The sequence below is a fragment of the Aeromonas sp. PI_26 genome (assembly GCF_027854445.1).
GTDB classification, from domain to species: Bacteria; Pseudomonadota; Gammaproteobacteria; order Enterobacterales; family Aeromonadaceae; genus Aeromonas; species Aeromonas veronii.
In genome coordinates, this window is sequence record NZ_JAJNOE010000001.1 from 17,043 (window position 1) to 43,030 (window position 25,988).

Annotated in this window: 27 protein-coding genes, 2 tRNA genes and 1 pseudogene; 14 read left to right on the forward strand and 16 right to left on the reverse strand. The window is 60.8% G+C overall.

Features of this window, described 5'->3' with window-relative positions:
• Window positions 1-342: 342 nt before the first annotated feature.
• On the reverse strand, window positions 343-1,632 hold the full coding sequence (gene gabT, locus LRL22_RS00075) for a 4-aminobutyrate--2-oxoglutarate transaminase (RefSeq protein ID WP_042033089.1): 1,290 nt from the start codon (window positions 1,630-1,632) through the stop codon (window positions 343-345).
• A gap of 254 nt (window positions 1,633-1,886) precedes the next feature.
• Window positions 1,887-3,350 (reverse strand): NAD-dependent succinate-semialdehyde dehydrogenase, encoded by a 1,464-nt coding sequence (locus LRL22_RS00080; protein WP_270904405.1) that lies wholly within the window; start codon window positions 3,348-3,350, stop codon window positions 1,887-1,889.
• 416 nt (window positions 3,351-3,766) lie between these two features.
• Here LRL22_RS00080 and puuR point away from each other — a divergent pair, with 416 nt between their 5' ends.
• Entirely contained in the window at window positions 3,767-4,369 is a 603-nt protein-coding gene (gene puuR / locus LRL22_RS00085; RefSeq protein ID WP_270904406.1) for an HTH-type transcriptional regulator PuuR, read from the forward strand.
• Window positions 4,370-4,414: 45 nt separating this feature from the next.
• Window positions 4,415-5,692 carry an NAD(P)/FAD-dependent oxidoreductase gene (locus LRL22_RS00090; RefSeq protein WP_270904407.1) on the forward strand — a complete coding sequence of 426 codons (1,278 nt, stop codon included), beginning with the start codon at window positions 4,415-4,417 and terminating at the stop codon, window positions 5,690-5,692.
• Window positions 5,693-5,819: 127 nt separating this feature from the next.
• Here the strand turns inward: LRL22_RS00090 and LRL22_RS00095 are convergent, their stop codons facing one another.
• The 6 genes and pseudogenes from LRL22_RS00095 to LRL22_RS00120 all read right to left on the reverse strand — a co-directional run bounded on the left by LRL22_RS00095 (window position 5,820) and on the right by LRL22_RS00120 (window position 9,426).
• Window positions 5,820-6,068, reverse strand: a complete 249-nt coding sequence (locus LRL22_RS00095) for a DUF3297 family protein (RefSeq protein ID WP_005338226.1) — start codon at window positions 6,066-6,068, stop codon at window positions 5,820-5,822.
• A gap of 112 nt (window positions 6,069-6,180) precedes the next feature.
• A pseudogene (locus tag LRL22_RS00100) lies at window positions 6,181-6,399 on the reverse strand (GNAT family N-acetyltransferase); the annotation flags it as partial.
• A gap of 15 nt (window positions 6,400-6,414) precedes the next feature.
• On the reverse strand, window positions 6,415-6,609 hold the full coding sequence (locus tag LRL22_RS00105; protein ID WP_270904408.1) for a hypothetical protein: 195 nt from the start codon (window positions 6,607-6,609) through the stop codon (window positions 6,415-6,417).
• Between the two features lie 85 nt (window positions 6,610-6,694).
• A complete protein-coding gene (locus tag LRL22_RS00110) occupies window positions 6,695-7,174 on the reverse strand; it encodes a TIGR00645 family protein (protein ID WP_230848197.1) in 480 nt (159 codons plus the stop codon).
• Window positions 7,175-7,366: 192 nt separating this feature from the next.
• Window positions 7,367-8,752 (reverse strand): ATP-binding protein, encoded by a 1,386-nt coding sequence (locus LRL22_RS00115; RefSeq protein WP_005338217.1) that lies wholly within the window; start codon window positions 8,750-8,752, stop codon window positions 7,367-7,369.
• Window positions 8,752-9,426, reverse strand: a complete 675-nt coding sequence (locus tag LRL22_RS00120; RefSeq protein WP_041201856.1) for a response regulator transcription factor — start codon at window positions 9,424-9,426, stop codon at window positions 8,752-8,754. The genes LRL22_RS00115 and LRL22_RS00120 overlap by 1 nt, the downstream gene beginning before the upstream one ends.
• A 199-nt stretch (window positions 9,427-9,625) precedes the next feature.
• On the opposite strand from LRL22_RS00120, the gene LRL22_RS00125 reads away from it, so the two are divergent.
• On the forward strand, window positions 9,626-10,306 hold the full coding sequence (locus LRL22_RS00125; protein ID WP_270904409.1) for a bactofilin family protein: 681 nt from the start codon (window positions 9,626-9,628) through the stop codon (window positions 10,304-10,306).
• Window positions 10,307-10,393: 87 nt separating this feature from the next.
• On the opposite strand, the gene LRL22_RS00130 is transcribed toward LRL22_RS00125, so the two are convergent.
• Both LRL22_RS00130 and tsaA read right to left on the reverse strand, forming a co-directional pair.
• Complete coding sequence (locus tag LRL22_RS00130; protein WP_064341216.1) at window positions 10,394-10,942, reverse strand: cytochrome b; 549 nt, start codon at window positions 10,940-10,942, stop codon at window positions 10,394-10,396.
• A gap of 288 nt (window positions 10,943-11,230) precedes the next feature.
• Window positions 11,231-11,935, reverse strand: a complete 705-nt coding sequence (tsaA, locus tag LRL22_RS00135) for a tRNA (N6-threonylcarbamoyladenosine(37)-N6)-methyltransferase TrmO (RefSeq protein ID WP_216958654.1) — start codon at window positions 11,933-11,935, stop codon at window positions 11,231-11,233.
• 213 nt (window positions 11,936-12,148) lie between these two features.
• Between tsaA and LRL22_RS00140 the strand changes: the two genes are divergently transcribed.
• Complete coding sequence (locus LRL22_RS00140) at window positions 12,149-13,147, forward strand: NAD-dependent epimerase/dehydratase family protein (RefSeq protein ID WP_270904410.1); 999 nt, start codon at window positions 12,149-12,151, stop codon at window positions 13,145-13,147.
• A 160-nt stretch (window positions 13,148-13,307) separates the two neighbouring features.
• Here LRL22_RS00140 and LRL22_RS00145 read toward each other — a convergent pair whose 3' ends face one another.
• The 4 genes from LRL22_RS00145 to cydD form a co-directional block, all read right to left on the reverse strand.
• Window positions 13,308-13,694, reverse strand: coding sequence for a DUF488 domain-containing protein (locus LRL22_RS00145; protein WP_005338205.1), 387 nt, complete (start codon window positions 13,692-13,694; stop codon window positions 13,308-13,310).
• Window positions 13,695-13,702: 8 nt separating this feature from the next.
• A complete protein-coding gene (gene rcsF / locus LRL22_RS00150) occupies window positions 13,703-14,074 on the reverse strand; it encodes an Rcs stress response system protein RcsF (protein WP_013723982.1) in 372 nt (123 codons plus the stop codon).
• A gap of 163 nt (window positions 14,075-14,237) precedes the next feature.
• Window positions 14,238-15,968 (reverse strand): heme ABC transporter ATP-binding protein/permease CydC, encoded by a 1,731-nt coding sequence (gene cydC / locus LRL22_RS00155; protein WP_216958648.1) that lies wholly within the window; start codon window positions 15,966-15,968, stop codon window positions 14,238-14,240.
• Entirely contained in the window at window positions 15,961-17,730 is a 1,770-nt protein-coding gene (gene cydD, locus LRL22_RS00160) for a heme ABC transporter permease/ATP-binding protein CydD (protein WP_270904411.1), read from the reverse strand. Before cydD ends, cydC begins: the two co-directional genes overlap by 8 nt.
• Before the next feature lie 201 nt (window positions 17,731-17,931).
• Between cydD and LRL22_RS00165 the strand changes: the two genes are divergently transcribed.
• A tRNA-Gly gene (locus LRL22_RS00165) sits at window positions 17,932-18,005 on the forward strand.
• 15 nt (window positions 18,006-18,020) lie between these two features.
• A tRNA-Gly gene (locus LRL22_RS00170) sits at window positions 18,021-18,095 on the forward strand.
• Between the two features lie 162 nt (window positions 18,096-18,257).
• Here LRL22_RS00170 and arcA read toward each other — a convergent pair.
• Complete coding sequence (gene arcA, locus LRL22_RS00175; RefSeq protein WP_005338193.1) at window positions 18,258-18,977, reverse strand: two-component system response regulator ArcA; 720 nt, start codon at window positions 18,975-18,977, stop codon at window positions 18,258-18,260.
• 396 nt (window positions 18,978-19,373) lie between these two features.
• Between arcA and LRL22_RS00180 the strand changes: the two genes are divergently transcribed.
• On the forward strand, window positions 19,374-19,781 hold the full coding sequence (locus LRL22_RS00180; protein WP_270904412.1) for a DUF3293 domain-containing protein: 408 nt from the start codon (window positions 19,374-19,376) through the stop codon (window positions 19,779-19,781).
• 42 nt (window positions 19,782-19,823) lie between these two features.
• On the forward strand, window positions 19,824-20,303 hold the full coding sequence (locus LRL22_RS00185) for a putative 4-hydroxy-4-methyl-2-oxoglutarate aldolase (protein WP_005338188.1): 480 nt from the start codon (window positions 19,824-19,826) through the stop codon (window positions 20,301-20,303).
• Between the two features lies 1 nt (window position 20,304).
• Here the strand turns inward: LRL22_RS00185 and LRL22_RS00190 are convergent, their stop codons facing one another.
• Window positions 20,305-20,784, reverse strand: coding sequence for a hypothetical protein (locus LRL22_RS00190; RefSeq protein WP_204483913.1), 480 nt, complete (start codon window positions 20,782-20,784; stop codon window positions 20,305-20,307).
• A 157-nt stretch (window positions 20,785-20,941) separates the two neighbouring features.
• Here LRL22_RS00190 and LRL22_RS00195 point away from each other — a divergent pair, with 157 nt between their 5' ends.
• From LRL22_RS00195 to arsC, 6 genes are all read left to right on the forward strand, one after another.
• Window positions 20,942-21,340, forward strand: a complete 399-nt coding sequence (locus LRL22_RS00195; protein ID WP_204483912.1) for an META domain-containing protein — start codon at window positions 20,942-20,944, stop codon at window positions 21,338-21,340.
• Between the two features lie 256 nt (window positions 21,341-21,596).
• Window positions 21,597-21,965: an ArsR/SmtB family transcription factor gene (locus LRL22_RS00200; protein WP_005338181.1), complete on the forward strand. Its 369-nt coding sequence runs from the start codon at window positions 21,597-21,599 to the stop codon at window positions 21,963-21,965.
• Window positions 21,966-21,969: 4 nt separating this feature from the next.
• A complete protein-coding gene (arsD, locus tag LRL22_RS00205) occupies window positions 21,970-22,338 on the forward strand; it encodes an arsenite efflux transporter metallochaperone ArsD (protein WP_005347398.1) in 369 nt (122 codons plus the stop codon).
• Window positions 22,339-22,365: 27 nt separating this feature from the next.
• Window positions 22,366-24,129 (forward strand): arsenical pump-driving ATPase, encoded by a 1,764-nt coding sequence (gene arsA / locus LRL22_RS00210; RefSeq protein ID WP_270904413.1) that lies wholly within the window; start codon window positions 22,366-22,368, stop codon window positions 24,127-24,129.
• Between the two features lie 109 nt (window positions 24,130-24,238).
• Window positions 24,239-25,303 carry an ACR3 family arsenite efflux transporter gene (arsB, locus tag LRL22_RS00215; RefSeq protein ID WP_270904414.1) on the forward strand — a complete coding sequence of 355 codons (1,065 nt, stop codon included), beginning with the start codon at window positions 24,239-24,241 and terminating at the stop codon, window positions 25,301-25,303.
• 75 nt (window positions 25,304-25,378) lie between these two features.
• Entirely contained in the window at window positions 25,379-25,804 is a 426-nt protein-coding gene (gene arsC / locus LRL22_RS00220; protein ID WP_005338171.1) for a glutaredoxin-dependent arsenate reductase, read from the forward strand.
• Window positions 25,805-25,988 lie beyond the last annotated feature (184 nt).

Consider the following 25,988-nt stretch of genomic DNA (forward strand, 5'->3'; position numbering starts at 1 on the left):
GGGGCGGCACACTCCATCAACGAAACCGGGAAAGAGGCCCGGGAATCAAGGGCGCCGGGGTGGCGCGCACCGGGCAGAGCCGGTCGGAAAGCATTGAGATGCCCCATGTTGTTCCTCACTGAATGTGGTGTCGGGAGATTGCTGCCAATCTCGCTATCTTTTCCGGGGGTGATCCGGCCTCGTTTATGGGTTTGTTCACTGTACAAAAAAGGACCGGCGAGATGTGGTAATACCGGTCCTTGCAGTGGCGGCGCATTGTGCATTTGCAGGGCCCCCTTGACAAGAAAAAAAGGGGGCAAAACTGCATTTTTTTGCACAGGTTAGCGGTTACTTTCCTGCTGGTCAGGCCAGCGCGGCCTCCAGTGATTTTTCAAGGATTTGCATCCCTTCGTCAATCACTGCCGCCGGGGCGGTCAGCGGGGCGAGAAAACGGATGACATTTGCGCGCACCCCGCATGAGAGCAGGACCAGACCGCGTTTGCCCGCCTCGGCCACCAGACGTTTGGTGAGGTCGGGATCAGGCTGGTCGGCATTGCGCTGTTTCACCAGCTCCATGGCCACCATGGCACCGGGTCCGCGAATTTGACCTATGCAGTCAAAACGCTCGGCTATGCGTTGCAGCCCCGCCTTGATCTGCTCACCCTGATCCAGTGCTTTCTGGTTGAGTTTTTCCTCTTCGATCACCTGCAATACCGCCAGCGCGGCGGCGCAGGCGATGGGGGAACCGGCATAGGTGCCGCCAAGGCCGCCCGGCTTGGCTGCGTTCATGATCTCTGCCTTGCCCACCACGGCGGAGAGGGGGAAGCCGCCCGCCAGACTCTTGGCCAACGTCATGATGTCCGGCTCGATGCCGGCATACTCGGTGGCGAAGGTCTTGCCGGTGCGACAGAAGCCGCTCTGGATCTCGTCGCAGATGAGCAGAATGCCGTGCTGATCGCAGATGCTGCGCAGCTTCTGCATAAAGCTCGGGGAGGCGGGATAGAAGCCCCCTTCACCCTGTACCGGCTCGATAATGATGGCGGCAACGCGGGAGGGCTCGATGTCGGCGCTGAAGCAGAGGTCGAGGGCATGCAGGGCATCCTCTTCACTCACCCCCAGATAATCGGCGGGGAAGGGGATGTGGTAGACCTCGCCCGGGAAGGGGCCAAAGCCGGTCTTGTAGGGCACCACCTTGCCGGTGAGCGCCATGCCCATCATGGTGCGACCGTGAAAGCCCCCCTTGAAAGCGATGGTGCCGCTGCGACCGGTGTGGGCGCGGGCAATCTTGATGGCGTTCTCGACCGCCTCGGCGCCGGTGGAGAGAAACAGGGTGCGTTTCGGGGTCGGGCCGGGCACCAGGGCGTTGAGCTTTTCGGCAAGCTCGATATAGCCCGGGTAAGGGGTGACCTGAAAGCAGGTGTGGCTGAATTTTTCCAGCTGCTCGCGCACCGCCGCCACCACTTTCGGGTGGTTGTGGCCGGTGTTAAGCACGGCGATGCCGGAGGCAAAGTCGATGTAGCGGTTGCCCTCCACATCCCACAGCTCGGCATTTTGCGCGCGGTCGATAAAGACCGGCAGCAGGGTGCCAACACCGTTGACCACGGCCGCCTCGCGGCGCGCTTGCCACGCCTTGTTTGATTCTGACTGACTCATCTTTCCTCCCTGAGGGGCCACAGCCCCGGATATTCCCTGAAAATGTGGCGGGCGATCTGGCGCCCATTACCGCCGAACAGCCCATCGGGCCAGATCGGCTGCGTGTGGTGTATGTTGCAGAAGCCCTCTTGCGAGGCAGCGCAGGCCAAATTGCGCCCCTTGCCGCCTCGGGTGAACGTCTGCATCTATCTGTAAAAGCGATGAATATTGCAGCTAAAGCATCGATAAATACGATGCTTTAGCCCTCTGCTGCCCTAGCGAATGGCGCCAAAGCAGAGGTATTTGGTCTCCAGATACTCCTCCAGCCCCTCGGCTGCCCCCTCCCGACCCAGACCCGACTCCTTGATGCCGCCAAAGGGGGCCAATTCGGTTGAGATGATCCCCTCGTTGATGCCGACCATGCCGTATTCAAGCTGCTCGGCGACGCGCCATACCCGGGCGATGTCGCGGCCATAGAAGTAGGCGGCCAGACCATAGGGGGTATCGTTGGCCAGCGCGATGGCCTCGGCTTCGCTCTCGAAACGCACCAGCGGCGCGACCGGGCCGAAGATCTCCTCCTGCAGGATGGGGTTGTCCTTGGCTACCTTGCCCAGAATGGTGGGGCGGTAGAAGAGGGGGCCGGCGGGGTGGGGCTCGCCACCCAGCAGCACTTCGGCACCGGCGGCAACAGATTGTTGCACCAGTTCGGCGACCTTGCTGGCGGCGGCCGGATTGATGAGCGGGCCGATCTGGGTGCCTTCACTCATGCCATCTCCCACCTTGAAGGCGGCAACGGCGGCAGTCAGCTTCTCGGCGAAGGCGTCATAGACGCTGGCCTGCACCAGAATGCGGTTGGCGCAGACGCAGGTCTGCCCGGCGTTGCGGTATTTGGAGGCGAGCGCCCCGGCCACGGCGGCGTCGAGATCGGCGTCGTCAAAGACGATAAAGGGGGCGTTGCCGCCCAGCTCCAGCGAGAGGCGCTTCATGGTGTCGGCGCACTGGCGCATCAGCAGCTTGCCGATGCGGGTCGAGCCGGTGAAGGAGAGCTTGCGCACAGTCGGGTTGTTGCACAACTCGTTGCCCACCGCGCTCGGCTGGTGGCTGGTGACGATATTGATGACCCCGGCGGGGATCCCCGCCTGCTCGGCCAGTACCGCCAGCGCCAGTGCGCAGAGCGGTGTTTCGGCGGCCGGCTTGATGACGATGGTGCAACCGGCGGCCAGCGCCGGGCCTGCTTTGCGGGTGATCATGGCAATCGGGAAGTTCCACGGAGTGATGGCGGCGACCACCCCGACCGGCTGCTTGATGGTGGCCAGCCGGCGATCGCCACTAAAGCCCGGGATGGTACGGCCATAGGCGCGCTTGCCCTCCTCGGCGAACCACTGGATAAAGCTGGCGCCATAGGCCACCTCGCCCTTGGCTTCCGCAAGCGGCTTGCCCTGCTCGCAGGTCATGATGCGTGCCAGCTCGTCGCTGTGGGCTGTGATGGCGGCAAACCAGGCGTAGAGCTTGTTGCTGCGCTCCTTGGCGGTCAGCGCCGCCCAGGCGGGTTGCGCCGCGTGGGCGGCCGCGATGGCGCGGCGGGTATCCTCGGCATCCATGTCGGGCACCTGGGTAATGACGGCACCGCTGGCGGGGTTGGTGACATCGAAGGTGCGGCCGCTGGCGGCCTCGCACCACTGTCCATCTATATAGGCACGGGATGTGATCAAGCTGGAGTGGGATGTTGTTCCTGACATGAGAAGCCTCGAGTGTGGGTCAGAGCAGCTGGTTGCCGGAGTGAGCCGACCCTTCCTGCGCCGCTGCCGTATAAAATAATAAGCACAGGAAGACCATAATTTGAGCTGAAATGTTTTTCAAGTGTTAAATATATTTGAATTGCTGGGGGGCGCCATGCTAGAAAATGGGCTGTGTAGCGCGCTTTTTCCGGTTCGCTTGCAGGCTGCAAGTGGGCAGGCGACCGGGAGATGGTAAATCAGGTGTGCAAAATAATGAACGGTTGTGCTGTGTAACATAGTGAACGGCAAGGGAAAGCTGGTTGGCTATTTTAACCAGCAGGGTAAACAGGCTGCGCTTGATCCGATGCGATCACGCGCAAGCAGGAGAGGCTGATGATGCAAGGATGCAGAGATAGCGCAGCAAGAGGAGGCTTGCGGTGAGCGGGCCGCAGAGCCGGGAGAGCGTGGCTCGGCCGTTGAGTGGGGCTGACGCCGGGGCGCGCACCATGGGGGAACGGCTGGCGGCGGTGCGCCATCAGCTGGGGCTCTCACAGCGGCGGGCGGCCGAGCTGAGCGGCCTGACCCACGGCGCCATCTGCATGATCGAGCAGGACAAGGTGAGCCCCTCGGTCGCCTCCCTGCAAAAGCTGCTCACCATCTACGGCCTGCCGCTGTCGCGCTTCTTCGCCGAGGAGGAGAGCCGCACTCCGGAAGTGGTGATCAAGGCTGATCAGCTTATCGAGCTGGGCAGTCAGGGGGTCTCCCTCAAGCTGGTGCACAACGGCAACAACCGCCGCCAGCTCGGCTTTATGCTGGAGACCTATCCCCCCGGCACCGACACCGGAGGTCAGGTGACCCATCAGGGGGAGGAGGTCGGCACCGTGCTGGAGGGGTCGGTGATCCTGACGGTGGCGGGCCAGAATTATCAGCTGGAGGCGGGCGACAGCTATGTGATCGACACCGGCGAGCCCCACAGCTTCAGCAATCCGTCGGGGCAGATCTGTCGCATCGTCAGCGCCCACACCCCGGCGAGCTTTTAATCCTGACAGAAGTTTGGCAACCGAACCGGTAAGGAAACAGGGATCATGACCGAACATGTAAACAGTTACTACGCAGCCAGCGCCAATAAACACGCGCCCTATCCGACACTGACCGAGCTGCTGGAGTGCGATGTCTGTGTCATCGGGGCGGGTTATACCGGCCTCTCCAGCGCCCTGCATCTGGTGGAGAAGGGCTACAAGGTGGTGGTGCTGGAGGCAGCCCGTGTCGGCTTTGGCGCCAGCGGCCGCAACGGCGGCCAGATCGTCAACTCCTACAGCCGCGACATCGACACCATAGAAGCGAACTGCCCGCCGGATCAGGCCAGGCTGCTCGGTTCCATGCTGTTTGAGGGGGGCCAGATCATCCGCGAGCGGATCAAGCGCTACAACATCCAGTGCGATCTGCAGGAGGGGGGCGTCTTTGCCGCCGAGACCGAGAAGCAGTTCCACGAGCTCAAGGCGCAGAAGGCGCGCTGGGAGAAGTGGGGCAATGAGCAGCTGGAGCTGCTCGATGCCAAGGGGGTACGCGAGGTGGTCGCGAGCGATCGCTACGTCGGCGCCCTGCTCGACAAGAGCGGCGGCCATATTCACCCCCTGAATCTGGCGCTGGGGGAGGCGGAAGCGATCCGCATCCAGGGGGGGCAGATCTTCGAGCAGTCCGCCGTCACCAGCATTACCCCGGGTCAGCCGGCGCTGGTCAAGACCGCCAAAGGAGCGGTGAAGGCGCGCTTTATCGTGGTGGCCGGCAACGCCTACCTCGGCAATCTGGTGCCGGAACTGGCCAGCAAGAGCATGCCTTGCGGCACCCAGGTGATCGCCACCGAAGTGCTGGGAGAGGAGCGGGCCCGTTCACTCTTGCCACAGAACTACTGTCTGGAGGATTGCAACTACCTGCTCGACTACTACCGCACCTCCGGCGATCACCGGCTGCTCTATGGCGGCGGTGTGGTTTATGGCGCGCGGGATCCGGCGGATATCGAGCGGCTGATCATCCCCAAGATGCTGAAAACCTTCCCGCAGCTGGCCGACGTCAAGGTGGAGTACACCTGGACCGGCAACTTCCTGCTCACCCTGTCGCGGCTGCCGCAGTTTGGTCGCATCGGCCCCAATATCTACTACATGCAGGGCTACAGCGGCCACGGCGTCACCTGCACCCATCTGGCGGGCAAGTTGCTCTCGGAAGTGCTGAGCGGTCAGGCGGAGCGCTTCGATGCCTTTGCCAAACTGCCGCACTACCCCTTCCCGGGTGGCCGTCTGTTCCGTATCCCCTTCACCGCCGCGGGCGCCGCCTGGTACACCCTGCGCGATCGGCTGGGGGTATAAGAGCCGCTATGCGAGAAATGTGGGCTGGTGGGTGCCGCGTAGATAACGCTGACGCCAGCAGCAATACCGGAAACAACAAGGCCACCGCGAGGGTGGCCTTGTTGTTTATCAAGCAGCAGCGCGCTGATTAGCTGTAGAAGGCTTCAACGGTGCCCTTGAGCTTGATCAGGATGGGCTGACCACGGCGATCCAGCGCTTTGGGGGAGGGGATCTTCACCCAACCTTCGCTGATGCAGTACTCCTCGACATCGGTGCGCTCTTTGCCATTCAGGCGAATACCGATCGGGTGCTCGAAGCAGGCGGCCACATAGTGAGGGCTGCGGGGATTGCAGGAGAGGTGATCCGGCAGAGCCGGTTTGGTGCTGGTATCGCTCATCGATATAACCCGAAATGAATAAAAAGTGGGTCATTGTAGAGAATGCCGCCATGGCATTCAAGGAGGCCACAAAACAGGCAAAGCGTGCTCGCCATCGCTATGGGCGACCCGCTTATCCTCGTTGCCAATGCATCACCAGCTCGGGGCGACCGCTACGCTCGCACAACTGCTGCTCACCCTCTTTAAAACCGTTGCGGGAATAGAAGCGCCGCGCCTGCTCATTTTCGGCGTAGACCGTCAACTCGAGTCGATCATATTGGGCTTTGAGGTGTTCGAGCAGTTGGCGACCCAACCCGTGTGATTGGTGATCAGGGGAAATAAACAGGGCGGCAACAGACCCCTGATATCAGCAGATAAAGCCCAGTAGCTGTCCATCCTCCTCATAGACCCAGCTCTTGCTGGCGGGCAGATAGATATCCCGTATCGCTGCCCGTTGCTCATGCCAAAAGGCGGCAGGAATAAAGTCGTGGGCTTGCACCGATGCCTGATACCAGAGCTCGACGGCGGCATCCAGATCGGTGGCAGATAATGGGCGGATCATAGTGGACTCGACAGTGAAGAGTGGTCGCACGATATGCCCGATCCATGTCGTGTTATCGGGCATATCGTCTATCGCAAGCTGGCTACTATTTGCGGGTCAGCTTGTCGAGGTAGCCCATGGCGAAGGCCGAGAGGACAAAGGTGATGTGGATCAGCAGGTACCACTTGATCTTGTCGTTGGGGAGATTTTCGGCATTCATAAACACCTTGAGCAGGTGAATGGAGGAGATGGCGACAATGGAGGCGGCGACCTTGTTTTTCAGGGAGCCGGCATCGAGCTTGCCGAGCCACACCAGTTTGTCGCCCTCATCCCCGACATCGAGGCGCGAGACGAAGTTCTCATAGCCGGAAAACATCACCATCACGATAAGTCCCCCCACCAGGGTGATATCGATCAGCGACAGTGTGACCAGCACCAGATCCACCTCTTTCATCTCCAGTATGTTGGGCAGGATATGGAGGATTTCCTGAAAGAATTTCACTCCCAGTGCCAGCAGTATGAGGCTGAGCCCAAGATAAATGGGGGCCATGATCCAGCGGGATGCGTACATCAATCTTTCAAACATGTTTTCCATAGTGCGATTACAGGTCCATCAAATGGTTAACAAACGAGTCGGCCATAGCTTAACCGAGATGCCTCACATCTCAAGCATCTCGATAGCATATTGCTGAATTGGGTGGTGTCAGGCAGGAGTTTTTAACCCTGGGTAGGGCAGTGCAGCGGGTGGCAGAGGGCCCGTGGTCGGGCCTATCCGGTGTCAGGGAAGATCCAGGGTAAAGCGGGCACCGCCGAGGGGGGATTCATCGACCCGGATCTGGCCGCCATAGCTGTGGACGATTTCGGTCACCACCGCCAGACCTATGCCCTGACCGGGTGAACTGTCTGCCCGCACGCCGCGCTGGAAGATCTGCTCCGATTTGGCCGGATCGATTCCCGGGCCATCATCTTCCACTTCGATACGCAGCCGCTCGAGATGACGGCGCACCGTCACCTTCACTTCGCTGATGGCAAACTTGCAGGCATTGTCGAGCAGGTTGCCCATCAGCTCCATCAGGTCGCCCTGTTCGCCGTGGAAGAGAGCGTCATCGTCGAACTTGAAGTGGGTTTGCAGCTTCTTGTGGCGATAGACCTTGGTCAGGCTGGCCAGCAGTTTTTCAATCAGCGGTACCGGCTCGGTACCCTTGCTGGCAAGGCGCTGGCGGCCGGTCACAGCCCGTCTGAGCTGATACTGGATCATCTGATCCATGGTGAGGATCTGCTCGTTGATGTTGTCGTGGATCTCCCGCCCCAGCTTCACTTCGCGGGTAGTGATCTGGATCAGCGCCAGCCGGGTTTTCAGGCTGTGGGCGAGATCATTGAGGGCGTGCTGGTAGCGCTGGGTCTGCTGGCGTTCGTTTTCCAGCAGCTGGTTGATGGAGTCGGTCAGCGGGGCTAGCTCCCGCTCAAAATCGCTCGAGAGGTCATCACGCTTGCCGGCCCGGATATCGTCGATCTGACGGGCGATGGTGCGCAGGGAGCTGAGGCTCCAGAAGGTGGTGAGCAGCAGCAGCCCGGCCAGCAGCATATAGGCGAGCAGCGCCTGTTTGGCGGTCTGGTAGAGGTAGGTGCGGGACTCTTCGTGATAGCGTTTGGCCGAGTCGATCATCACCACGTAGTAGGCGGTGGTGCCGCTGCCGGGATTGCGGATAAACCGCAGGCTGTAGACGAAGTAGCTCTCGCCGTTCTTGATGGTGTGCTTCTTGAAGAAGTAGTCGAGATCCATCCCCCCCAGATACTTCATCAGGTCGCCGCAGATGGTCTGTTTGGCCTTGATCACCTCCGGCATATGGAGGCTCGACCAGACCAGATCGCCATCGGCGCGGCAGATCAGGGTATCGAGGTTGCGATCCCCAGCACCACGGGATATCCGCCCCAGCTCGACGTTCGATCCCTTGTCATCCGGTTCGGTGGAGGAAAACAGCTTGGCCAGGTTCTCCTGCATCCGGGCGCTGGCCTTCTGGGTCTGCTCCTCGACGTGGCCGAGGTAGAGGGCGTAGACGGCAAACCCCATGATCAGTGCGATCACCAGCAGCGAGCTGAGCAGCAGTTTGATGTGCAGTGAGCTGCGGATCATCTTGATGGGGCGCGGCAGATGAAACTGCATCAGTTACAGGAGAGGTTGAAGATGTAACCCTGACGCCGGATGGTGGAGATGGGTTGAATCGTCCCTTCCGGATCCAGCTTCTTGCGCAGGCGGCTCACCATCACCTCGATGGTGTTGGGGTCCCCTTCGCCGTCGCCGTAGAGCTGGTCGAGCAGTTGCTGCTTGGAGACCACCTGACGGGCGTTGCGCATCAGGTACTCCAGAATGAGGTATTCAAAGCTGGTGAGCACCGCCACTTCTCCGGCGATAGTCAGCTCCTTGCGGGAGAGATCCAGCTCGTAATCACCGGCCTTCACCCTGGGCGAGATAAAACCGGCGCTGCGGCGCACCAGCGCATTGAGTCGGGCCAGTAGCTCATCTTTCTGGAACGGTTTGACCAGATAGTCATCAGCACCCGCTTCCAGTCCTTCGACCTTGTCCTGCCAGTTGCCACGGGCGGTCAGCACAATGATGGGGAAGGGGATCTGCCGTTCGCGCAGTTGCCGGATCAGTTGCAGGCCGTCCATATCGGGCAGACCGAGGTCGATGATGGCCACATCAATCGGATAGTCGGCGGCGTAGTGCAGTGCAATCCCGGCCTGGTCGGTGCTGTAGACCTGATTGTCGGCTTCGGTCAGCAGAGAGGAGAGGTGGTGATTGAGCAGCTTGTCGTCTTCGACCAACAGAATTTTCATGATGTGAGCGGTCATAGGGATCCAGGCTGTCAATTAGAAAGTGTATGTCGCTTCGAGTCAATTCGAATCCTAATGCATCCCGGCTGTATCGGGACTGAATCAGCGGGACTTCAGAGTTCGCGCCAACTGGTCGTTTAACCATGGTCCGGGTTGTCGATGGCATGCTGGTCGGCAGCCATGCTGCGAAAGGTTTGATGTGATGAGAGAGATGGCCGGAAGGCTGCTGGCGCGACTGCAACAGCGTGAGCGCAGCGACCTCCTCTATATTGTCTGGCTCTGCTGGGGGGCAGCCTTGCTGCTCTACGTGCTGGGGTCGCCCTGTTTTCTGTGGCCAGTGGCGCCGATGCCGCTGGTTCTGCTTGTGTGGTTGGTGGAGAGAGTACGGATGTTTGGAAGAAACAAAGGTGGTGCGGCTACTGCGTCGGCCGGGGCCACTGTGATTGCAGCCGGTGCCCGCTTCAAGGGCGAGTTGCAGGTGGAGGGGGATCTGGAGGTGCGCGGTCAGGTCAATGGCACCATCCAGCTCATCGGTGGTGTGCTGCGCATCATGCAGGGGGGGAGCGTTGAGGGGGAGGTGAGTGCGCCCCACGTGATCATCAATGGTCTGCTGGAAGGCACCTGTACCTCCGCCGAGGTGGAGATCCTGGAGAGCGGCAAGATGCAGGGGATCTTCAAGGGGGGCAGTCTCTCCATCTGCAAAGGCGGCAACTTTGTTGGCCAGTCCCAGCCCTCCGTGGCCGGCAAGGCCGATCCCGTGTTGCAAGCCTTGTCTGAAAACAGTTCGTCCGGGAGCAAGCCGCTGGAGAGCAAGAACAATGTGAAAAAGCTGCCGCACGAGCCGAAAGGCAAGCCGACCGAGGAGCTGGCCAAGCAGGCGTGATGCCATTTGCCAGCGGTGCAGATGACGGTTGTTCAGGAAAACAGAGAGGGGGCCATAACGGCCCCCTCTGCGTTTATCTGTCACCCGTTAGCTGCGGCGCGGCGGCAGCATATTGGTGAGGGTGTTGTCTTTGAGAATATGGTGGTGATAGAGGGCCGCCACCGTGTGCAGGCCGATCAGGGCGTAACCGATATTACCCAGGGTCTCGTGCACCTCCTTGATCAGCCCCTTGAGATCCGGACTTGGGGAGAGCAGGGCAGGCAGCTCAAGCCCGAAGAAGGGGATGGGCTTGCCCGCGGCGCTTAGCAGCAGCCAGCCAAACAGCGGGGTGAGAATCAGAAAACCGTAGAGGGCGAGGTGGGCCAGTTTTGCCAGCTTGTGCATGACCGGGGATAGCTCGGGCACGATACGGGGTGTCGGGCTCATCCAGCGCAGGGCCAGTCTGACAAACACCAGGGCGAAGATAAGCAGCCCCAGCATAAAGTGCCACTCCTTCATCAGATCCCGGCCAGGGTCCCCTTTGGGGAAGATATCGCGAAATTCGATCAGGGCGTAGACGGCGATCATGGCCCACAGGGTCAGCCAGTGCAGCCCGATATTCAGGGTGCCATAACGTTGTTCACTGTTCATCAGCATAGGTTTGTTCCTTCGAAGTGCTGTCACATCCGTGTGGCATCCCCGCACTCAAGCGTGTCGGGGCGAGGCCAGATCCTTTGGCGGCAATAGCAGAGCTAGCATGCTTGCTATACATCGATAGCCTGCCGCTGGCATCAGTCAGAGAGGAGATGCCCTCTGCTGTCTGCATGGTATCACTGGTAACCGGGGGGATAGTCTGATCAATGCCACACAATTTACAGGCTCATTAAGCCCCTTGTGACGTGAAGACGGCGTGAAATAGCATCAGTGATGTCGGCCCGCCCAGGTTCAGGCGGGCTCGATGGCCAGCACCACGCAATCCGGCTCGCTGATGCGAAAACGGACATTGCAGTCAAACAGCCGCACCCCGTACTCCTTCTCATCGGGCTTGCCCTTCTTGTAGGCGGGGCGCGGATCTTGTGCCAGCACTTCGCTCACCAGCTGGCGCAGCTCGGGATGGGCCTTGAGCCAGGGTTGCAACTGCTGCTCTGCCTCGGCACTGAAGCTCACCGCCAGCGGCGGGGTGGGCGCGTCCGGGGCAAAGCCGCCACGGGCATCCGGCAGGCTGTCGGCATAGGGAATGTAGGGCTTGATATCGATGATGGGGGTGCCATCGAGCAGATCCACCGCCCCTAGCTCCAGCCACAGCTTGCCCCGTTCGCGACCGACCCCGTGCAGTTCGACCACAGAGAGGCCAAGGGGATTGGGGCGGAAGGTGGAGCGAGTGGCAAAGACGCCGACCCGTTCGTTGCCGCCAAGGCGCGGCGGGCGCACTGTCGGGTGCCAGCCCTGCGCCATGGTCTGGTGAAACACGAAGCTTAGCCACAGATGGGAGAACTGCTCGATGCCGCGCAGTACATCCGGCTGATCGTAAGGGGGAAGCAGCTCGAGGCGGGCGCGGGCCGATTTGACCAGACCGGGCTGGCGGGGGATGGCGAACTTCTCCTTGTAGGGAGAGCGGATGATCCCGAGGGTGTCGATTTCGAACTTCATGGCGGATCCTGACTGAAAACCCCGGCAATTTAGCACAGACAGCCCCAAAACGCAGGCTTGGCCTCGATACGCCCTTTTCTGCGGCGCTGCCGTGATCCCTGTCCCATCCCGGCCAGTCGGGGGCTGTGCCCGCGCGCCAAGTTGCGTAGGGTGAAGGCAACTGGCGTGTCAGGATGAAATGTGCGCACTCGCGCCGAAGGGGGAGGGAGAGGGATGAAACTGCTGATTATCGGTGGCACCGGCTTTTTGGGGCGCCACCTCACCGCGCTCGCGCTGGATTGGGGCCATGAAGTGACCCTGTTCAACCGTGGCCTGCACCAGCATCCGGACTGGCGCGATCTGGTGCAGCTCACCGGCGACAGGGACAAGAGCCTGAGCTCCCTGCAAGGGGCCGGGTTGCAGTGGGACCTCGTCATCGATACCTGCTGCTATCGCCCCGAGCAGGCGGCGAACCTCTCGGCGGCTTTGCGCGGGCGCTGCGCGCGGCTGATTTTTATCTCCACCATCAGCGTCTATCGCGATTTCTCAATGCCCGGGATGAATGAGTCGGCGCCGCTTCATGCTATCCCCGAAGGGGAAATGCCCACTGACTATGGCCCCCTCAAGGTGTTGTGCGAGCAGGAGTATCGCGCCCGCTGGGACGGGCGGCTCTGCATCCTGCGCCCGGGCGTGTTGTGCGGCCCCCATGATCCTACCGGGCGCATGGCCTGGTGGATTAAGCGGGTGCAGCAGGGCGGGCCCTGGTTGCTGCCGGGCAGTGGCGAGGATCGCTTGCAGTATCTCGATGTGCGCGATTGCGCCGAGTTTGTGTTGCGCGCGGCCGAGCAGCAGTTGGGGGGCACATTCAACTTGCTCAAGCCCGGCATTACCCTCTGCGACTGGCTGGAGCGGCTGAGCGCCCGGTTGCAGCCCGCCCGCCCCATCCAGCCCGAGTGGTTGCCCTGGTCGACCCTTATGGCGGCCGGTATCGAGCCCTGGCAGAGCTATCCCACCCTGCTGCCCTGCGCGCAGGCGGAGTTTGCCGGTTATGGTTCGGTCAGCGCCGAGGCGGCCATCGTCCACGGGTTGAACTTCCGGCCGCTGGAGGAGACCGCCGCCGATCTTGCCCACTGGCTGGCCATCGAGCCTGCCGCCGAGGTGGCGGAACATGCCATGACTCAGGCCGAGGAGACTGCGCTACGGCAGCAGTTGCTGGAGCCCAGTCTGCAATAAGAGAGGGTGCATCGAGACGCTGCTACCAAGCGTGGCGCGGCAGGTGTGAATACAACGAGAGAGGGCAGCCCGCGGGATGCCCTCTCTCTCTATCCAATGTCTGATGGTTGCCGAATACAGGCTGACGCGATTCCCCATCCCATCGCTGTCGCTCGCCGAGTTAGCGGATGGCGGCCCCCGCGGCTACCAGCAGCTCTTTCAAAATTGTGCGATGGCAGCGGGACTCCTGCTCGCAGTAGCAACCCACCGACAGATTGGTGGTGTGGGAGAGGGCGGCCAGCAGCGCCAGATCATGCCTGGCGGCAGGTTGCGCCATCTCGGCCTTGTACTGTTTGCCAAACGCCGCCCATTGGGCGGGTGTCTCGGCTGCCTGCCCCAGCTTCATGGTTTCGCTGCTGGGGGCCAGATTGGGGAACCAGACATCGTACCAATGCTGGCTGGCAAATTCGCTCTTGGGTACGCCGCGGGGCGGGCGGCGCACCGTGCCGATCCGCAGCCCCTCATCGGGCAGGCGCGGGCTGCCAAGGCGAACGATAGCGAGGGCCATGACAGCGGTTACTTCTCTTCGGCCACTTTCAGCGCCTGCCCGTAGCAGATCACCTGTTTCAGGCAGCCCGGGGTGTCGCTGAACTCGGCGCACTTGTCGATGGTGACGCCGTTGCCGCCCATGTCGGCGGCGCGGCGGCGGGCCAGGGTGCGTGCTTCACCGGCGTTGGGCACCGGCTGGTTGGCATCGGCCTGGCAGGATTCACCCTCGATGGTGCCGAGGTAGAGGTAGTTGAGGTCAGCCAGCTCATCCTGTTCATAGATGCGCACGCTACCGGGTTTGAAGTATTCGTCGAAGTTCTCTTTATCCAGATTGCTGTTGAAGGCGTAGTTGGCACAGCCGGAGGCAATCAGGGGCATCATCAGGATCAGGCGTTTCATCGTCTCGTATCTTGTGTCGGTGATGAGGACAGTAGAAATGCGCAGGCGCTCCATGTCGGCATCTTGTTGAATAATGAGGGGGACATTATAGGGGCCAGCCGCCTGCGGCGACCAGCCCCGTTTTGCGCCCTGTTGTCAGGGTGTGACCCCCATCAGCCTGATATCAAACCGGAGCCAGTCGCTGATAGAGGCTGCGGTAGTAATCATCCGCCAGCAGCTTGTCATGAGGGGCGCAGAGGCGGATCTGTCCCTCTTCCATCAGGGCAATCCGGTCCATCTGCTCCATCCCCAGCAGGCGGTGGGAGATGAGCAGCAAGGTGCGATTTGCCCCGAGCTTGAACAACAGATCCATGATCTCCCGTTCGGTCTGACTGTCGAGCCCTTCGGTCGGTTCGTCCAGCAGCCAGAGCGGCGCATCGTGCAGCAGGGCGCGGGCGATACCGATACGGCGACGCTCACCACCGGAGAGGGGGCGGCCGCCGTCACCGAGCCAGGCGTCGAGGCCCGCCTCATCTTCCAGCAGATTGGCCAGTCCGACTTGGGTCAGCACCGCAATCAACTGCTCGTCAGTGGCGGTCGGGGCGGCCAGCTTGAGGTTGCCCCGCAGGGTATCGGCAAACAGGTGCACCCGCTGGCTCACCACCGAGATGGAGGCGCGCAGCGCCCCTTCGCTATAGTCGGTGAGCGGCTTGCCATCGAGAAGGATCTTGCCAGCCTGCGGGCTCCACTCCCGGGTCAGCAGCCCCATCAGGGTCGATTTGCCGCAGCCGGTCTGGCCCAGCAGCGCCAGCTTCTCACCGGCGTGCAGTTGCAGGGTGCAGCCACGCAGCACCGGCTGGGGGTTGCCGGGGTAGCCAAAATAGAGGTCATTGATCTGCAGCGCGCCAGCGGTAGCGTGGGTCTGCTCGTCGCCCCACTCGGGGGCTTTTGCCTCTTGCAGGATCTCGTTCAGGCGGCGTGCCGAGGTGAGGCTGGTGGAGAGGTGCTGGAAAGCCCCCGCCAACGGCATCAGTGCCTCGAAGCTTGCCAGGGTGGCAAAGACCATCAATGCGGTCATGGGGTCGGGCGCAGCACCCGCCACCCCATGGCCGGCCAGCCAGAGCATCAGGGTCAGGGTCCAGCCGCTCAGCAGTTGCACCGAGAAGTTGGCCAGCCCGCTCACCTTGGCCATCCGGGCCTGTGCGGCGAGCAGCGCCTGTTCGGCCTGTTGCAGCTCAACCAGCGCCTTGGGAGCCGCGGCAAACATCTGCAGCTCGGCCTGACCATCCAGATAGTCCACCATCCGGGTACGCAGGGTCGATTTTTCGGCAATCAGCGCCTGACCGGGGCGACGGCCGAGGAAGTAGAACACCAGCGGCAGGGCAATCATGCCAAACAGCAGAATGGCACCCAGGGTGAGGGCGAGACGACTGTCGAAAAACGACAGGAAGAAGACCAGTCCGGCGGTGCTGAGCAGGGCCGCGCCTATGGGGGTGATCAGCCGCAGATAGACGTGGTCCATCGCATCGATGTCGGCCACCAGCCGGTTGAGCAGATCCGCCTGACGGAAACCGGCCAGAGTACCGGTGGAGAGCGGCGAGAGTTTCTGCCAGAACCAGACCCGTAGTCGGGTCAGTACCCTGAAGGTGGCGTCGTGGCTCACTACCCGCTCACCCCAGCGACCGGCTGTGCGGACGATGGAGAAGAAGCGCACCCCGCCCGCGGGGGTCATGTAGTTAAAGGCATGGGTCGTCGCAACTGTCATCCCTGCCACGGCGGCGGCGGAGAGGAACCAGCCGGAGAGGGAGAGCAGCCCCATGCCGGCGGCCAGGGTCACCAGCGCCAGCAGCAAACCAATGGTGAGGCTGAGCCAGTGTTGGCGATAGAGGCGCAGAAACGGCAACAGATCACTCATCGAGAGAACCTCCGGAACGTTGGGAGAGCAGGCGGGCAAAAAGCCCCTGCCCAGAACTAAGTTGCTGGAAGCTGCCTTGCTCCACCAGCTGGCCGCGGGCCAGCACCATTATCTTGTCCATCTTGGTAAGCTGGTCGAGGCGGTGGGTGATCATCAGCAGGGTCTGGCCAGCCATCGCCTGCTCAAGGGTGGTCATGATGGCGCGCTCGGAGTGGCGATCCAGACTGGCGGTCGGTTCGTCGAGCACCATCAGCTGGGTCGATTTGAGCAGGGTGCGCGCCAGGGCGAGACGCTGAGCCTGACCGACCGAGAGGCCGCCGGCCTGATCGCCGACCGGATAGTCGAGCCCCTTCTCCATGGCAAATTCCCACGCCTGCGCCCGTTTCAGGGCATCTTCCAGCTCGGCATCGCTGGCCGTTGGCTTGGCCAGCAGCAGGTTATCGCGCAAGGATGCGTGGAACAGCTGCGGGTTTTGCGAGAGCCAGCCCAGTTGCAGGCGCCACTGGCTCATGTCGAGGGTGGCAAGCTCCTGCCCGTTGACCTTGAGCTCACCGCGATAGGGGGCAAAGCCGAGCAGGGCGTTGACCAGCGAGCTTTTGCCTGCGCCGCTGACGCCGATGAGGGCGGTGCGTGAACCGGCTTCCAGGGTGAAGTCGATGGGGCCGACCAGCACCTTGCCTTCGGCGCTCAGCACTTCAAGTCCTTTGGCTTCTACCTTGACCGGGCTGTCGGCATGGAATGGCACCGTGCCTGCGGCCGGTTCGCTCACCTCGGCTTCGAGGAATTCCAGCAGCTGCTCGGCAGCGCCAATGGCCTGCGCCTTGGCGTGGTAGTGGGCACCCAGTTCCCGCAGCGGGGCGTAGAACTCGGGGGCGAGAAACAGCACGAACAGACCGGTAAAGAGGGTGACCTTGACCCCATAGCTACCAAAGTTCAGATGGTCGATGTAAGAGAAGCCGAAGTAGACGGCGACCAGCGCGACTGAAATGGCGGCGAAGAACTCCAGCACGGCGGTGCTCAAAAATGCCAGGCGCAGCACCTCCATGGTGCGCTCGCGAAAATCTTCCGAGGCGTCGCGAATGGCGTCACCTTCTGCCTGGGTACGCATAAAGAGTTGCAGGGTGCGCAGCCCCTTCAGCCGATCGAGGAAGTGGCCGGAGAGACGGGCCAGCGCCTGAAAATTGCGGCGGTTGGCATCGGCGGCGCCCACACCCACTAGGATCATAAAGATGGGGATGAGGGGCGCAGTGCCCAGCAGGATCAGACCTGCCGCCCAGTTGACCGGGAACACGGCAACCAGAATGACCACCGGAATAAAGACGGCGATAGCCATCTGCGGCAGATAGCGGGAGAAGAAATCCTGCATGTTTTCAATCTGTTCCAGCAACAGGCTGGCCCAGCTACCGGCCGGACGGCGCTGGATATAGGCAGGGCCAAGGCGACTTAAGCGCGTGAGCACCAGCTGGCGGATGGTCTGGCGCACCGCGCTGCCCGCCTTGAAACTGGCCACTTCGCGGCCATAGGCCAGCGCCGCTTTGCCAAGCGTCACCAGCAGCAGGGTAATAAAGAACGTGATGGATTGCTCAGGCGTTGAGCCTTCGATGATAAAGCCGTGCAACAGGGTCGCCAGCAGCCAGGCTTGCGCCACCATCAGAATGCCCTGGCCAAGGCCAAAAGCGATGGATATCGTGATCCAGCGGCGACCGTGACTCGATTGCTTGCGCAACCAGCCATAGAGACGTTTTTGCGTTTTTTTATCCATTACCACCATCCTCGCGTCGAGTGGCGCAAGACTATCCTTGCCGTTTGGCCTTGGCAACCTTGTAAATTATCTGTGTTGAAAATGTTTGATTGAAAAAGCAACCGTCTGTTCAATCCTTGTCCGAACAGATTGATTTATTGAAAAAAGTGGCAAAGGCGCCATTGCGCTCGGCGGCAAAATGCATATAGTAGGAGCCCTGACGCGGGTGTAGTTCAATGGTAGAACGGTAGCTTCCCAAGCTGCATACGTGGGTTCGATTCCCATCACCCGCTCCAAATTTCAGATGCCAGGCGGGCATCGTATAATGGCTATTACCTCAGCCTTCCAAGCTGATGATGCGGGTTCGATTCCCGCTGCCCGCTCCAGCTTCAAAACAAAAAGCCCACTCCTGCGAGTGGGCTTTTTGTTTTTCATCTGTCTTGTGCGCCGTTCGACGTCACGCTCACGGTTTCTCAGCTTTTAAAGCAAATCGCAGAGACAGAAAAGGCGCCCGAGGCGCCTTTTCAGAGCAACAGCGTCGCGGGAGCTTATTCCTGCTCCAGCTCACCACAGAAACGGTAGCCTTCGCCATGGATGGTGGCGATGATCTCCGGAGTATCGTTGACGCTTTCGAAGTGTTTGCGAATGCGACGGATGGTCACATCGACGGTACGGTCGTGGGGCTTGAGCTCACGGCCGGTCATCTTCTTCAGCAGCTCGGCACGGGTCTGGATCTGGCCCGGGTTTTCGCAGAAGTGCAGCATGGCGCGGAACTCGGAGCGCGGCAGCTTGAACATGTCGCCAGTCGGGCTGACCAGTGCGCGGCTGTTGATATCCAGCGCCCAGCCGTTGAAGAGGTAGCGCTCAACCAGCTTCTTCTCTTCGCCACCGGCAGCCACGTTCATGGTGCGGCTCAGCAGGTTGCGGGCACGGATGGTGAGTTCGCGCGGGTTGAACGGCTTGGTGATGTAATCATCGGCGCCGATCTCCAGACCCAGGATCTTGTCCACTTCGTTGTCACGACCGGTCAGGAACATCAGGGCGATGTTGTCGTTTTCACGCAGCTCACGGGCCAGCAGCAGGCCGTTCTTGCCCGGCAGGTTGATGTCCATGATCACCAGATTGATGGTGTGGGAAGTGAGGGCCTGATGCATCTCGTCGCCGTTGTTGGCTTCGAGCACGATGTAGCCTTCGGCTTCAAAAATGCTTTTCAGGGTATTGCGTGTGACCAGCTCGTCTTCGACGATCAGAATGTGTGGTGTTTGCATGAGTATTCCCAGATTCTTATCAGTTAATTATCTTAAATTTAACACTCTTTGGCGTTTCAAACCGATTTCCTGACTGATCCTGAAAATTTATTACGTCATCCTGGGTATGAGAGTCAGGTCGGAATATCGCGAATTAGGCATCAGTACCGGCAAGTATCCCTGTGCCACTTATAGGTTCCCGACAAGTCTGGTCGAGCAGAGCCTGGAAAGGTCGTCCATTACGAAAGTGGCCGCATTTTATCAGTTAACAGGAGCATAACAACACTCTTTGCCGTCAGATAGCAACTTTTTAACTCTGATTTGATATAGGTCAAACCCTGGTACAGCAGCATCATACTTGGCCTGAACCGGGTTTTCGCCCCTACAAAATGTAATGGAATGTAACATGTGATTGACATGAATTTGTGGGAAAACTACAAGAAAATCTGCTTTATCGCGCCATTTGAGCCACCAGACTGGTCTGCCTTTGCCATCATCACAGCCTGGAATCCGGCCAGCCAGTGGGTCACAGAACGACGCAATATGCGGCGGGAACGGGCGCTGTGGCGCCATCTGACCGTGGATTTGCAGGTGCCCGTGGTGGGGCCATTTTGGGGATCTGACCCGGACGAACGCTGGCAGGAGTCATCGCTGGCGGTGGCGCTATCCCTGCCACAAGCCCGTCAGCTGGCTGCGCGTTTTGGCCAGAACGCCATCTACTGGGTGGAGGATGGCCAGCTCTGGCTGACACCATTATTGACGGGTAAGTCAGCAGTTTGTCTGGGCAATATTGAATCCTTCTGGATTGCCAGAAACCTTGCCTGATGAAAGAATGAACATCTTCATGTATCTGAAAGGAATCAAATCATGCTGGATCTCCTGCCCGACCTCTGCGATCAACATGGCGACTTGCTGCAAGTGGCCGACCCGGTGTTTCAGGATTTTGGCGGCAAGGCCCTCTTTTATGGTCGCGCCGTAACGCTCTCCTGTTATGAAGACAACAGTCTGGTGCGGGATCTGGTGACCCGCCCCGGTCACGGCAAGGTGATGGTGATCGACGGCGGCGGCTCGCTGCGCCGTGCGCTGCTTGGCGATCAACTGGCGGTCAAGGCGGTGGAGCAGGGGTGGGAGGGGATCCTGATCCACGGCGCGGCGCGGGATGTGGGCACCCTGGCGACATTGGCGCTCGGGGTCAAGGCGCTGGCGGCCTGTCCGGTCAAGACCGAGAAGCGGGGATTGGGTGAGCTGGGGGCCGTGGTCAGCTTTGCCGGTGTGACCATCCACGAAGGGGATTACGTCTATGCGGATCGCAACGGCGTGGTGGTGAGTGCCACGCCGCTGATCTGATTCAGAAGTTGAAACCGACCCCCAGGCTCAGCGCCTGATCGGCAGTGATGGCGCTGACGCCGTAGTTGGCGGTGAGGGAGAGTCTGGGGGTCAGCAGCAGGCTGGAGTTGAGCTCCAGCAGGGTGCTGGCCTTGTTGAGATCGAGATGCTTGATCTGGCTGCCGATATTGAATGCCGGAGAGAGCTGGTAGCGTACCCCCGAACTCATATTGAAACCGGATGTGCGATTCTGATCCGCCACCGCCGGGCCCGCTTCCATAAAGAGGGTCACATCATCCACCACCGGATATTGATAGCCGCTATTGACCAGCCAGAGATCAAAACTGTCGCTGTGATGGCTATGGCCATTGAGCAGCACACCCGAGTAACTTTTGACATAGATAGACGGGTTGGATTGCGGCTGAACCACTGCCCAGTCGGCGGCCTGTACGGCCATGCTGGCGCAGGTTGCAAGCAGTGTGATGATGAGTGATTTGACCATTCGTTTCCCCTCCCTGGGTCCGGAACTGAGCCTAAGCATGGCACATGCCAGCTGGTAGTAAAGTGAAGGGAGATCACAATAAAATCCTTTGGCATGGGCGCCAGCCATGATAAACAGGCTGCCGTATTGATGGCTCTAATCATTAAGAGGTGAATCCATGAACAAGAAACTGATTCTGCTGGCCGCGCTGGCACTGGGAGGCTGCGCAATGGCAACAGGTTCCAGCATGGCTCAACTGCAAGCATCCAGCTGGCAGCTGCAAGGCGCCACCGGCGATACCTTCACCCTGCAAGTGGTCGACGGCAAGGTGGCGGGCAAGGGCGGCTGCAACCGCTATTTTGGCGGTATCACCAAGCAGGGTGACGGTGTCTTGACGCTGGGCGCCATGGGCTCCACTCGCATGATGTGCATCGGCGACGCCATGAACAAAGAGACCGAGTTCCTGCAAAAGCTGGAGAAGGTGGCAACCTACTCCATCAACGGCAACCAGCTGACTCTGAGCGATGCCAACAAGGCGGCCCTGCTCACCTTTAACGCGGTGCCTGCTGCCAAATAAGGCACGCGTTTGTCTGATTGCCCAGACAGCTTTGACTGTGCTGCCGGTCAAACGCTCTGATACGCCCTCCCTCTGGAGGGCGTCTGTTTATCTGCAATGAACCCTGTGTGGTCGTCCGCAACTGTTGTTCACTCGTCGATTCTCCAGTCAGCCCGGTTTGATACCAGAATCTCGTATCTTCGGTTTGGTACGTATCTTGATCATTTCAATAATTCTTGTATAGTTGAAATGAAAAGTCGCACCAAGGGGAGTGAAGATGAACAAAGAGATGGCCACCAAGGTCTTTGAATCGCTGGCATCCGGCATCCGGCTCGATGTATGGCGGCTGCTGGTGAAGGCCGGGCTGGAGGGGCGGGTCGCCGGTGAACTGGCCAGCGAGCTCGATATTGCCCCCAACACCCTCTCGTTTCACCTCAAGGCGATGCTCAACACCGGCCTGCTGTCGGTGGAGCAGGAGGGGCGCTTTCTTCGCTACCGCGCCAATATTCCCCTGATGCTGGATGTGATCGCCTACCTCACCGAGGAGTGCTGCGCTGGTCATCCCGAGGCGTGCGGCGTGATGCGTGCCGAGTCAGCCTGTTCCCCCCATGTTCTGCCTGCGCAGCCCTGCTGCAACAAGGAGTAATGCCATGTCCTCCATTCAGATTTTTGATCCCGCCCTCTGCTGCTCCAGCGGAGTTTGTGGCACCGAGGTTGATCAGGCTCTGGTCACTTTCGCAGCCGACCTCGCCTGGGCCAAGGAGCAGGGCGTTGCCATCGAGCGTTTCAATCTGGCCCAGCAGCCGATGCAGTTTGCCGAGACACCTGCCGTCAGCGCTTTTCTGACACACGCCGGGGAGGAGGGGTTGCCACTGGTGCTGGTAGAGGGGCAGGTGGTGTTGACCGGCCGTTATCCGAGCCGCAGCGAGCTCGCCCGTTATGCCGGGCTGCCTGCGCCGCAAGCGGCCATCAAGGGGATCGTCAAGGGTGGCTGCTGCTCTGGCAGCGGTTGCTGCTAAGTCGCGACGTACCACTCGGGAGAGACTATGTACCACTTTCTGACCAATCCACCGCCGTTTCTCTTCTTCACCGGCAAAGGCGGGGTGGGCAAGACCTCGCTAGCCTGCGCCAGTGCGGTGGCACTCTGCGATGCCGGCAAGCGGGTGCTGCTGGTGAGCACCGATCCCGCCTCCAACGTGGGGCAGGTGTTTGCTACCGAGATCGGCAATCGCGTTACAGCCATCGCCGCTGTGCCCGGTTTGTCGGCGCTGGAGATAGATCCCCCCGCGGCAGCCAAAGCCTATCGGGAGCGGATCGTCGGGCCGGTGCGCGGCAAGTTGCCCGAGAGCGTGGTACGCAGCATCGAGGAGCAGCTCTCCGGCGCCTGCACCACCGAGATCGCCGCCTTTGACGAATTCACCGCGCTGCTGACCGACCAAACACTGCTGGCCGAGTATGACCATATCGTCTTTGATACGGCGCCTACCGGCCACACCATCCGGCTGCTGCAACTGCCGGGTGCCTGGAGCGAATTTCTGGAGCAGGGCAAGGGGGATGCCTCCTGCCTTGGCCCGCTGGCGGGGCTGGAGAAACAGCGCAGCCAGTATGGCGAGGCGGTCGCCGCGCTGGCCGATGCTGCTCGCACCCGGTTGGTGCTGGTGGCGCGGGCCCAGCAATCCACTCTGCGGGAAGTGGCCCGCACCAACGAGGAGCTTGCCGCCATCGGCTTGCTGAATCAGCAGTTGGTGATCAATGGCCTCTTCTCCGAAGGCGCCATTGCCGGAGATCCGCTGGCAATGGCGCTCTGGCAGCGTGAGCAACGGGCTCTCGCCCATATGCCGCAGGGGATAAAGGGGCTGGCACAGGATCATATCCCGCTGCTGGCCACCAATCTGGTGGGGGTCGACAGTTTGCGCCAGCTGCTGCAATCAGAGGGAACAGCCGCTCAATCCCCGGCAGTACAGCCCACTGTCAAGCAAGCCCAGCCCGAGTTGAGTTCGCTGGTGGACGAGCTGGCCGCCGACGGTCATGGCCTCATCATGCTGATGGGCAAGGGCGGGGTGGGCAAAACCACGCTGGCGGCTGCCGTGGCGGTGGAGCTGGCGAGCCGCGGCCTGCCGGTGCACCTCACCACCTCGGATCCTGCCGCGCACTTGAGCGAGACCCTAGCAGGCAGCCTGCCCCATCTGGAGGTGAGCCGCATCGACCCCCACACCGAGACCGAGCGTTACCGCGCTCAGGTGCTGGCCACCAAGGGGGCTGCGCTGGACGAGCAGGGGCGGGCGCTGCTGGAGGAGGACTTGCGCTCCCCTTGTACCGAGGAGATCGCCGTGTTTCAGGCCTTCTCGCGCATTATTCGCGAAGCGGGCAAGCACTTTGTGGTGATGGATACTGCCCCCACCGGCCACACCCTGCTGCTGCTCGACGCCACCGGCGCCTACCACAGGGAGATCGCTCGCCAGATGGGAAACAAGGGGCTGCACTTCACTACCCCCATGATGCAGTTGCAGGATCCCAAGCAGACCAAGGTGTTGATTGTGACGCTGCCCGAGCCGACGCCGGTACAGGAGGCGGCCAATCTGCAAGCCGACCTGCGCCGGGCCGGCATCGAGCCCTGGGGCTGGCTCATCAACCACAGCTTGCAGCAAGCCGCGGTCAGCTCGCCGCTGCTGCAACTGCGGGCCGAGCGCCAGTTGCCCTATATCGAGGCGGTCGAGCAGCAACACGCCAGCCGCTACGCCGTGGTGCCGCTGCTCGCCGAGGAGCCGGTGGGGCCCGATGCCCTGCGCCGTCTCTGCCAGCACCATTGAGTCGCCGTCCCGGTCTGCTGCCGGGGCGGCTTGAATATGCCGTTACTTGTTATAAACCCTTGTTTTGAACCAATAGAAGATGCGGAATTGCGCCGCATCGGGAGCTGTGATGTCTGCAACATGTGATGCCAAGGCCGTGCCTGCCATCGGCTTTTTTGAACGTTATCTGACCGCCTGGGTCGCCCTCTGCATTCTGGTGGGGATTGGGCTTGGGCAGGGGTTGCCGGATCTTTTCAAGGCGATCGGCGCCATGGAGGTGGCCAAGGTCAACCTGCCGGTGGGGCTGCTGATCTGGGTGATGATCATCCCCATGCTGCTCAAGATCGACTTTGGCGCCCTGCATCAGGTGAAGGGCCACATGAAGGGCATTGGGGTCACTCTCTTTATCAACTGGCTGGTCAAGCCCTTCTCCATGGCCTTCCTCGGCTGGTTCTTTATTCGCGTGCTGTTTGCCGACTGGCTGCCGGCGGATCAACTCGACAGCTATGTGGCGGGTTTGATCCTGCTGGCGGCGGCCCCCTGCACCGCCATGGTGTTTGTCTGGAGTCGCCTAACCAACGGCGATCCCTACTTCACTCTGTCGCAGGTTGCGGTGAACGACCTCATCATGGTGTTTGCCTTCGCGCCGCTGGTGGCGCTGCTGCTCGGGGTCTCCAGCATCATAGTGCCGTGGGATACCCTGCTTACCTCTGTGGTGCTCTATATCGTCATCCCGGTCATCATCGCCCAACTGCTGCGCAAGGCTTTGCTGAAAAAGGGAGAGGCCCATTTTGACGGCGTCATGACCCGCATCCAGCCCTGGTCGGTGGCGGCCCTGCTGCTCACTCTGGTGCTGCTGTTCGCCTTTCAGGGCAACGCCATCATCGAGCAGCCGCTGGTTATCGCCCTGTTGGCGGTGCCCATCCTGATCCAGGTGCTGTTCAACTCCGGACTGGCTTACTGGCTCAACCGCAAGGTGGGGGAGAAGCACTCGGTCGCCTGTCCTTCAGCCCTGATCGGCGCCTCCAACTTCTTCGAGCTGGCGGTGGCCGCCGCCATCAGCCTGTTCGGCTTTCACTCCGGCGCGGCGCTCGCCACCGTGGTCGGGGTGCTGATCGAGGTGCCGGTCATGCTGCTGGTGGTGCGGGTAGTTAACGCCAGCAAACCCTGGTACGAAGCGGGGCTGAGCCGTTAACTGATGGCCGCTAACGGCTGGCCGCGAACTGATGCTATCCATTTTCTATTCACTTGATTAATGAGAGACACGCAAATGAGTGCAATCACCATCTATCACAACCCGGAATGTGGTACCTCCCGCAACACCCTGGAGCTGATCCGCAACAGCGGCGTGGAGCCCACCGTGATCCACTATCTGGAGACGCCCCCCTCCCGTGACCAGCTGGTGGCGCTGATCGCCGCCATGGCCATGCCGGTGCGGGATCTGCTGCGCAAGAACGTGCCCCCCTACGAGGCGCTCGGGCTGGCGGAAGATCGTTTCAGCGATGATGAACTGATCGATGCCATGCTGGCTCACCCCATCCTCATCAACCGTCCCATCGTGGTCACGCCGCTTGGCACCAAACTGTGCCGTCCGTCGGAAGTGGTGCTCGATATTCTGCCCGATCAGCAAAAAGGGGCCTTCGCCAAGGAGGATGGCGAGCAGGTGGTGGATGCGAGCGGCAAGCGCCTCAAGTAATCATCTGAGTACTCAAGTACGGATTGAAACAGGGCCCGCTTCACGCTGGCCCTGTTTCGTTGTGTGAACAAGTTGAAAAAGTTACTCCGGCCAATCGTTTTACCGCTTTTTCTGTGACGATGATCACTGTACCATCGCCGCCCGACCTGCCACCCGGCCGCATCTCCTCCTGCGACGGCGCTGG

Coding starts and splice junctions, on each gene's coding strand:
- arsC (WP_005338171.1), top strand. CDS start 25,379: ATGAGTGCAATCACCATCTATCACAACCCGGAATGTGGTACCTCCCGC.
- LRL22_RS00110 (WP_230848197.1), bottom strand. CDS start 7,174: ATGTTTGAAAGATTGATGTACGCATCCCGCTGGATCATGGCCCCCATT.
- LRL22_RS00125 (WP_270904409.1), top strand. CDS start 9,626: ATGAGAGAGATGGCCGGAAGGCTGCTGGCGCGACTGCAACAGCGTGAG.
- LRL22_RS00180 (WP_270904412.1), top strand. CDS start 19,374: ATGAATTTGTGGGAAAACTACAAGAAAATCTGCTTTATCGCGCCATTT.
- LRL22_RS00115 (WP_005338217.1), bottom strand. CDS start 8,752: ATGCAGTTTCATCTGCCGCGCCCCATCAAGATGATCCGCAGCTCACTG.
- LRL22_RS00095 (WP_005338226.1), bottom strand. CDS start 6,068: ATGAGCGATACCAGCACCAAACCGGCTCTGCCGGATCACCTCTCCTGC.
- LRL22_RS00140 (WP_270904410.1), top strand. CDS start 12,149: ATGAAACTGCTGATTATCGGTGGCACCGGCTTTTTGGGGCGCCACCTC.
- LRL22_RS00105 (WP_270904408.1), bottom strand. CDS start 6,609: ATGATCCGCCCATTATCTGCCACCGATCTGGATGCCGCCGTCGAGCTC.
- LRL22_RS00190 (WP_204483913.1), bottom strand. CDS start 20,784: ATGGTCAAATCACTCATCATCACACTGCTTGCAACCTGCGCCAGCATG.
- cydC (WP_216958648.1), bottom strand. CDS start 15,968: ATGAGTGATCTGTTGCCGTTTCTGCGCCTCTATCGCCAACACTGGCTC.
- tsaA (WP_216958654.1), bottom strand. CDS start 11,935: ATGAAGTTCGAAATCGACACCCTCGGGATCATCCGCTCTCCCTACAAG.
- LRL22_RS00130 (WP_064341216.1), bottom strand. CDS start 10,942: ATGCTGATGAACAGTGAACAACGTTATGGCACCCTGAATATCGGGCTG.
- arcA (WP_005338193.1), bottom strand. CDS start 18,977: ATGCAAACACCACACATTCTGATCGTCGAAGACGAGCTGGTCACACGC.
- LRL22_RS00185 (WP_005338188.1), top strand. CDS start 19,824: ATGCTGGATCTCCTGCCCGACCTCTGCGATCAACATGGCGACTTGCTG.
- LRL22_RS00195 (WP_204483912.1), top strand. CDS start 20,942: ATGAACAAGAAACTGATTCTGCTGGCCGCGCTGGCACTGGGAGGCTGC.
- arsA (WP_270904413.1), top strand. CDS start 22,366: ATGTACCACTTTCTGACCAATCCACCGCCGTTTCTCTTCTTCACCGGC.
- LRL22_RS00200 (WP_005338181.1), top strand. CDS start 21,597: ATGAACAAAGAGATGGCCACCAAGGTCTTTGAATCGCTGGCATCCGGC.
- rcsF (WP_013723982.1), bottom strand. CDS start 14,074: ATGAAACGCCTGATCCTGATGATGCCCCTGATTGCCTCCGGCTGTGCC.
- LRL22_RS00090 (WP_270904407.1), top strand. CDS start 4,415: ATGACCGAACATGTAAACAGTTACTACGCAGCCAGCGCCAATAAACAC.
- LRL22_RS00120 (WP_041201856.1), bottom strand. CDS start 9,426: ATGAAAATTCTGTTGGTCGAAGACGACAAGCTGCTCAATCACCACCTC.
- arsB (WP_270904414.1), top strand. CDS start 24,239: ATGTCTGCAACATGTGATGCCAAGGCCGTGCCTGCCATCGGCTTTTTT.
- cydD (WP_270904411.1), bottom strand. CDS start 17,730: ATGGATAAAAAAACGCAAAAACGTCTCTATGGCTGGTTGCGCAAGCAA.
- arsD (WP_005347398.1), top strand. CDS start 21,970: ATGTCCTCCATTCAGATTTTTGATCCCGCCCTCTGCTGCTCCAGCGGA.
- LRL22_RS00145 (WP_005338205.1), bottom strand. CDS start 13,694: ATGGCCCTCGCTATCGTTCGCCTTGGCAGCCCGCGCCTGCCCGATGAG.
- gabT (WP_042033089.1), bottom strand. CDS start 1,632: ATGAGTCAGTCAGAATCAAACAAGGCGTGGCAAGCGCGCCGCGAGGCG.
- LRL22_RS00080 (WP_270904405.1), bottom strand. CDS start 3,350: ATGTCAGGAACAACATCCCACTCCAGCTTGATCACATCCCGTGCCTAT.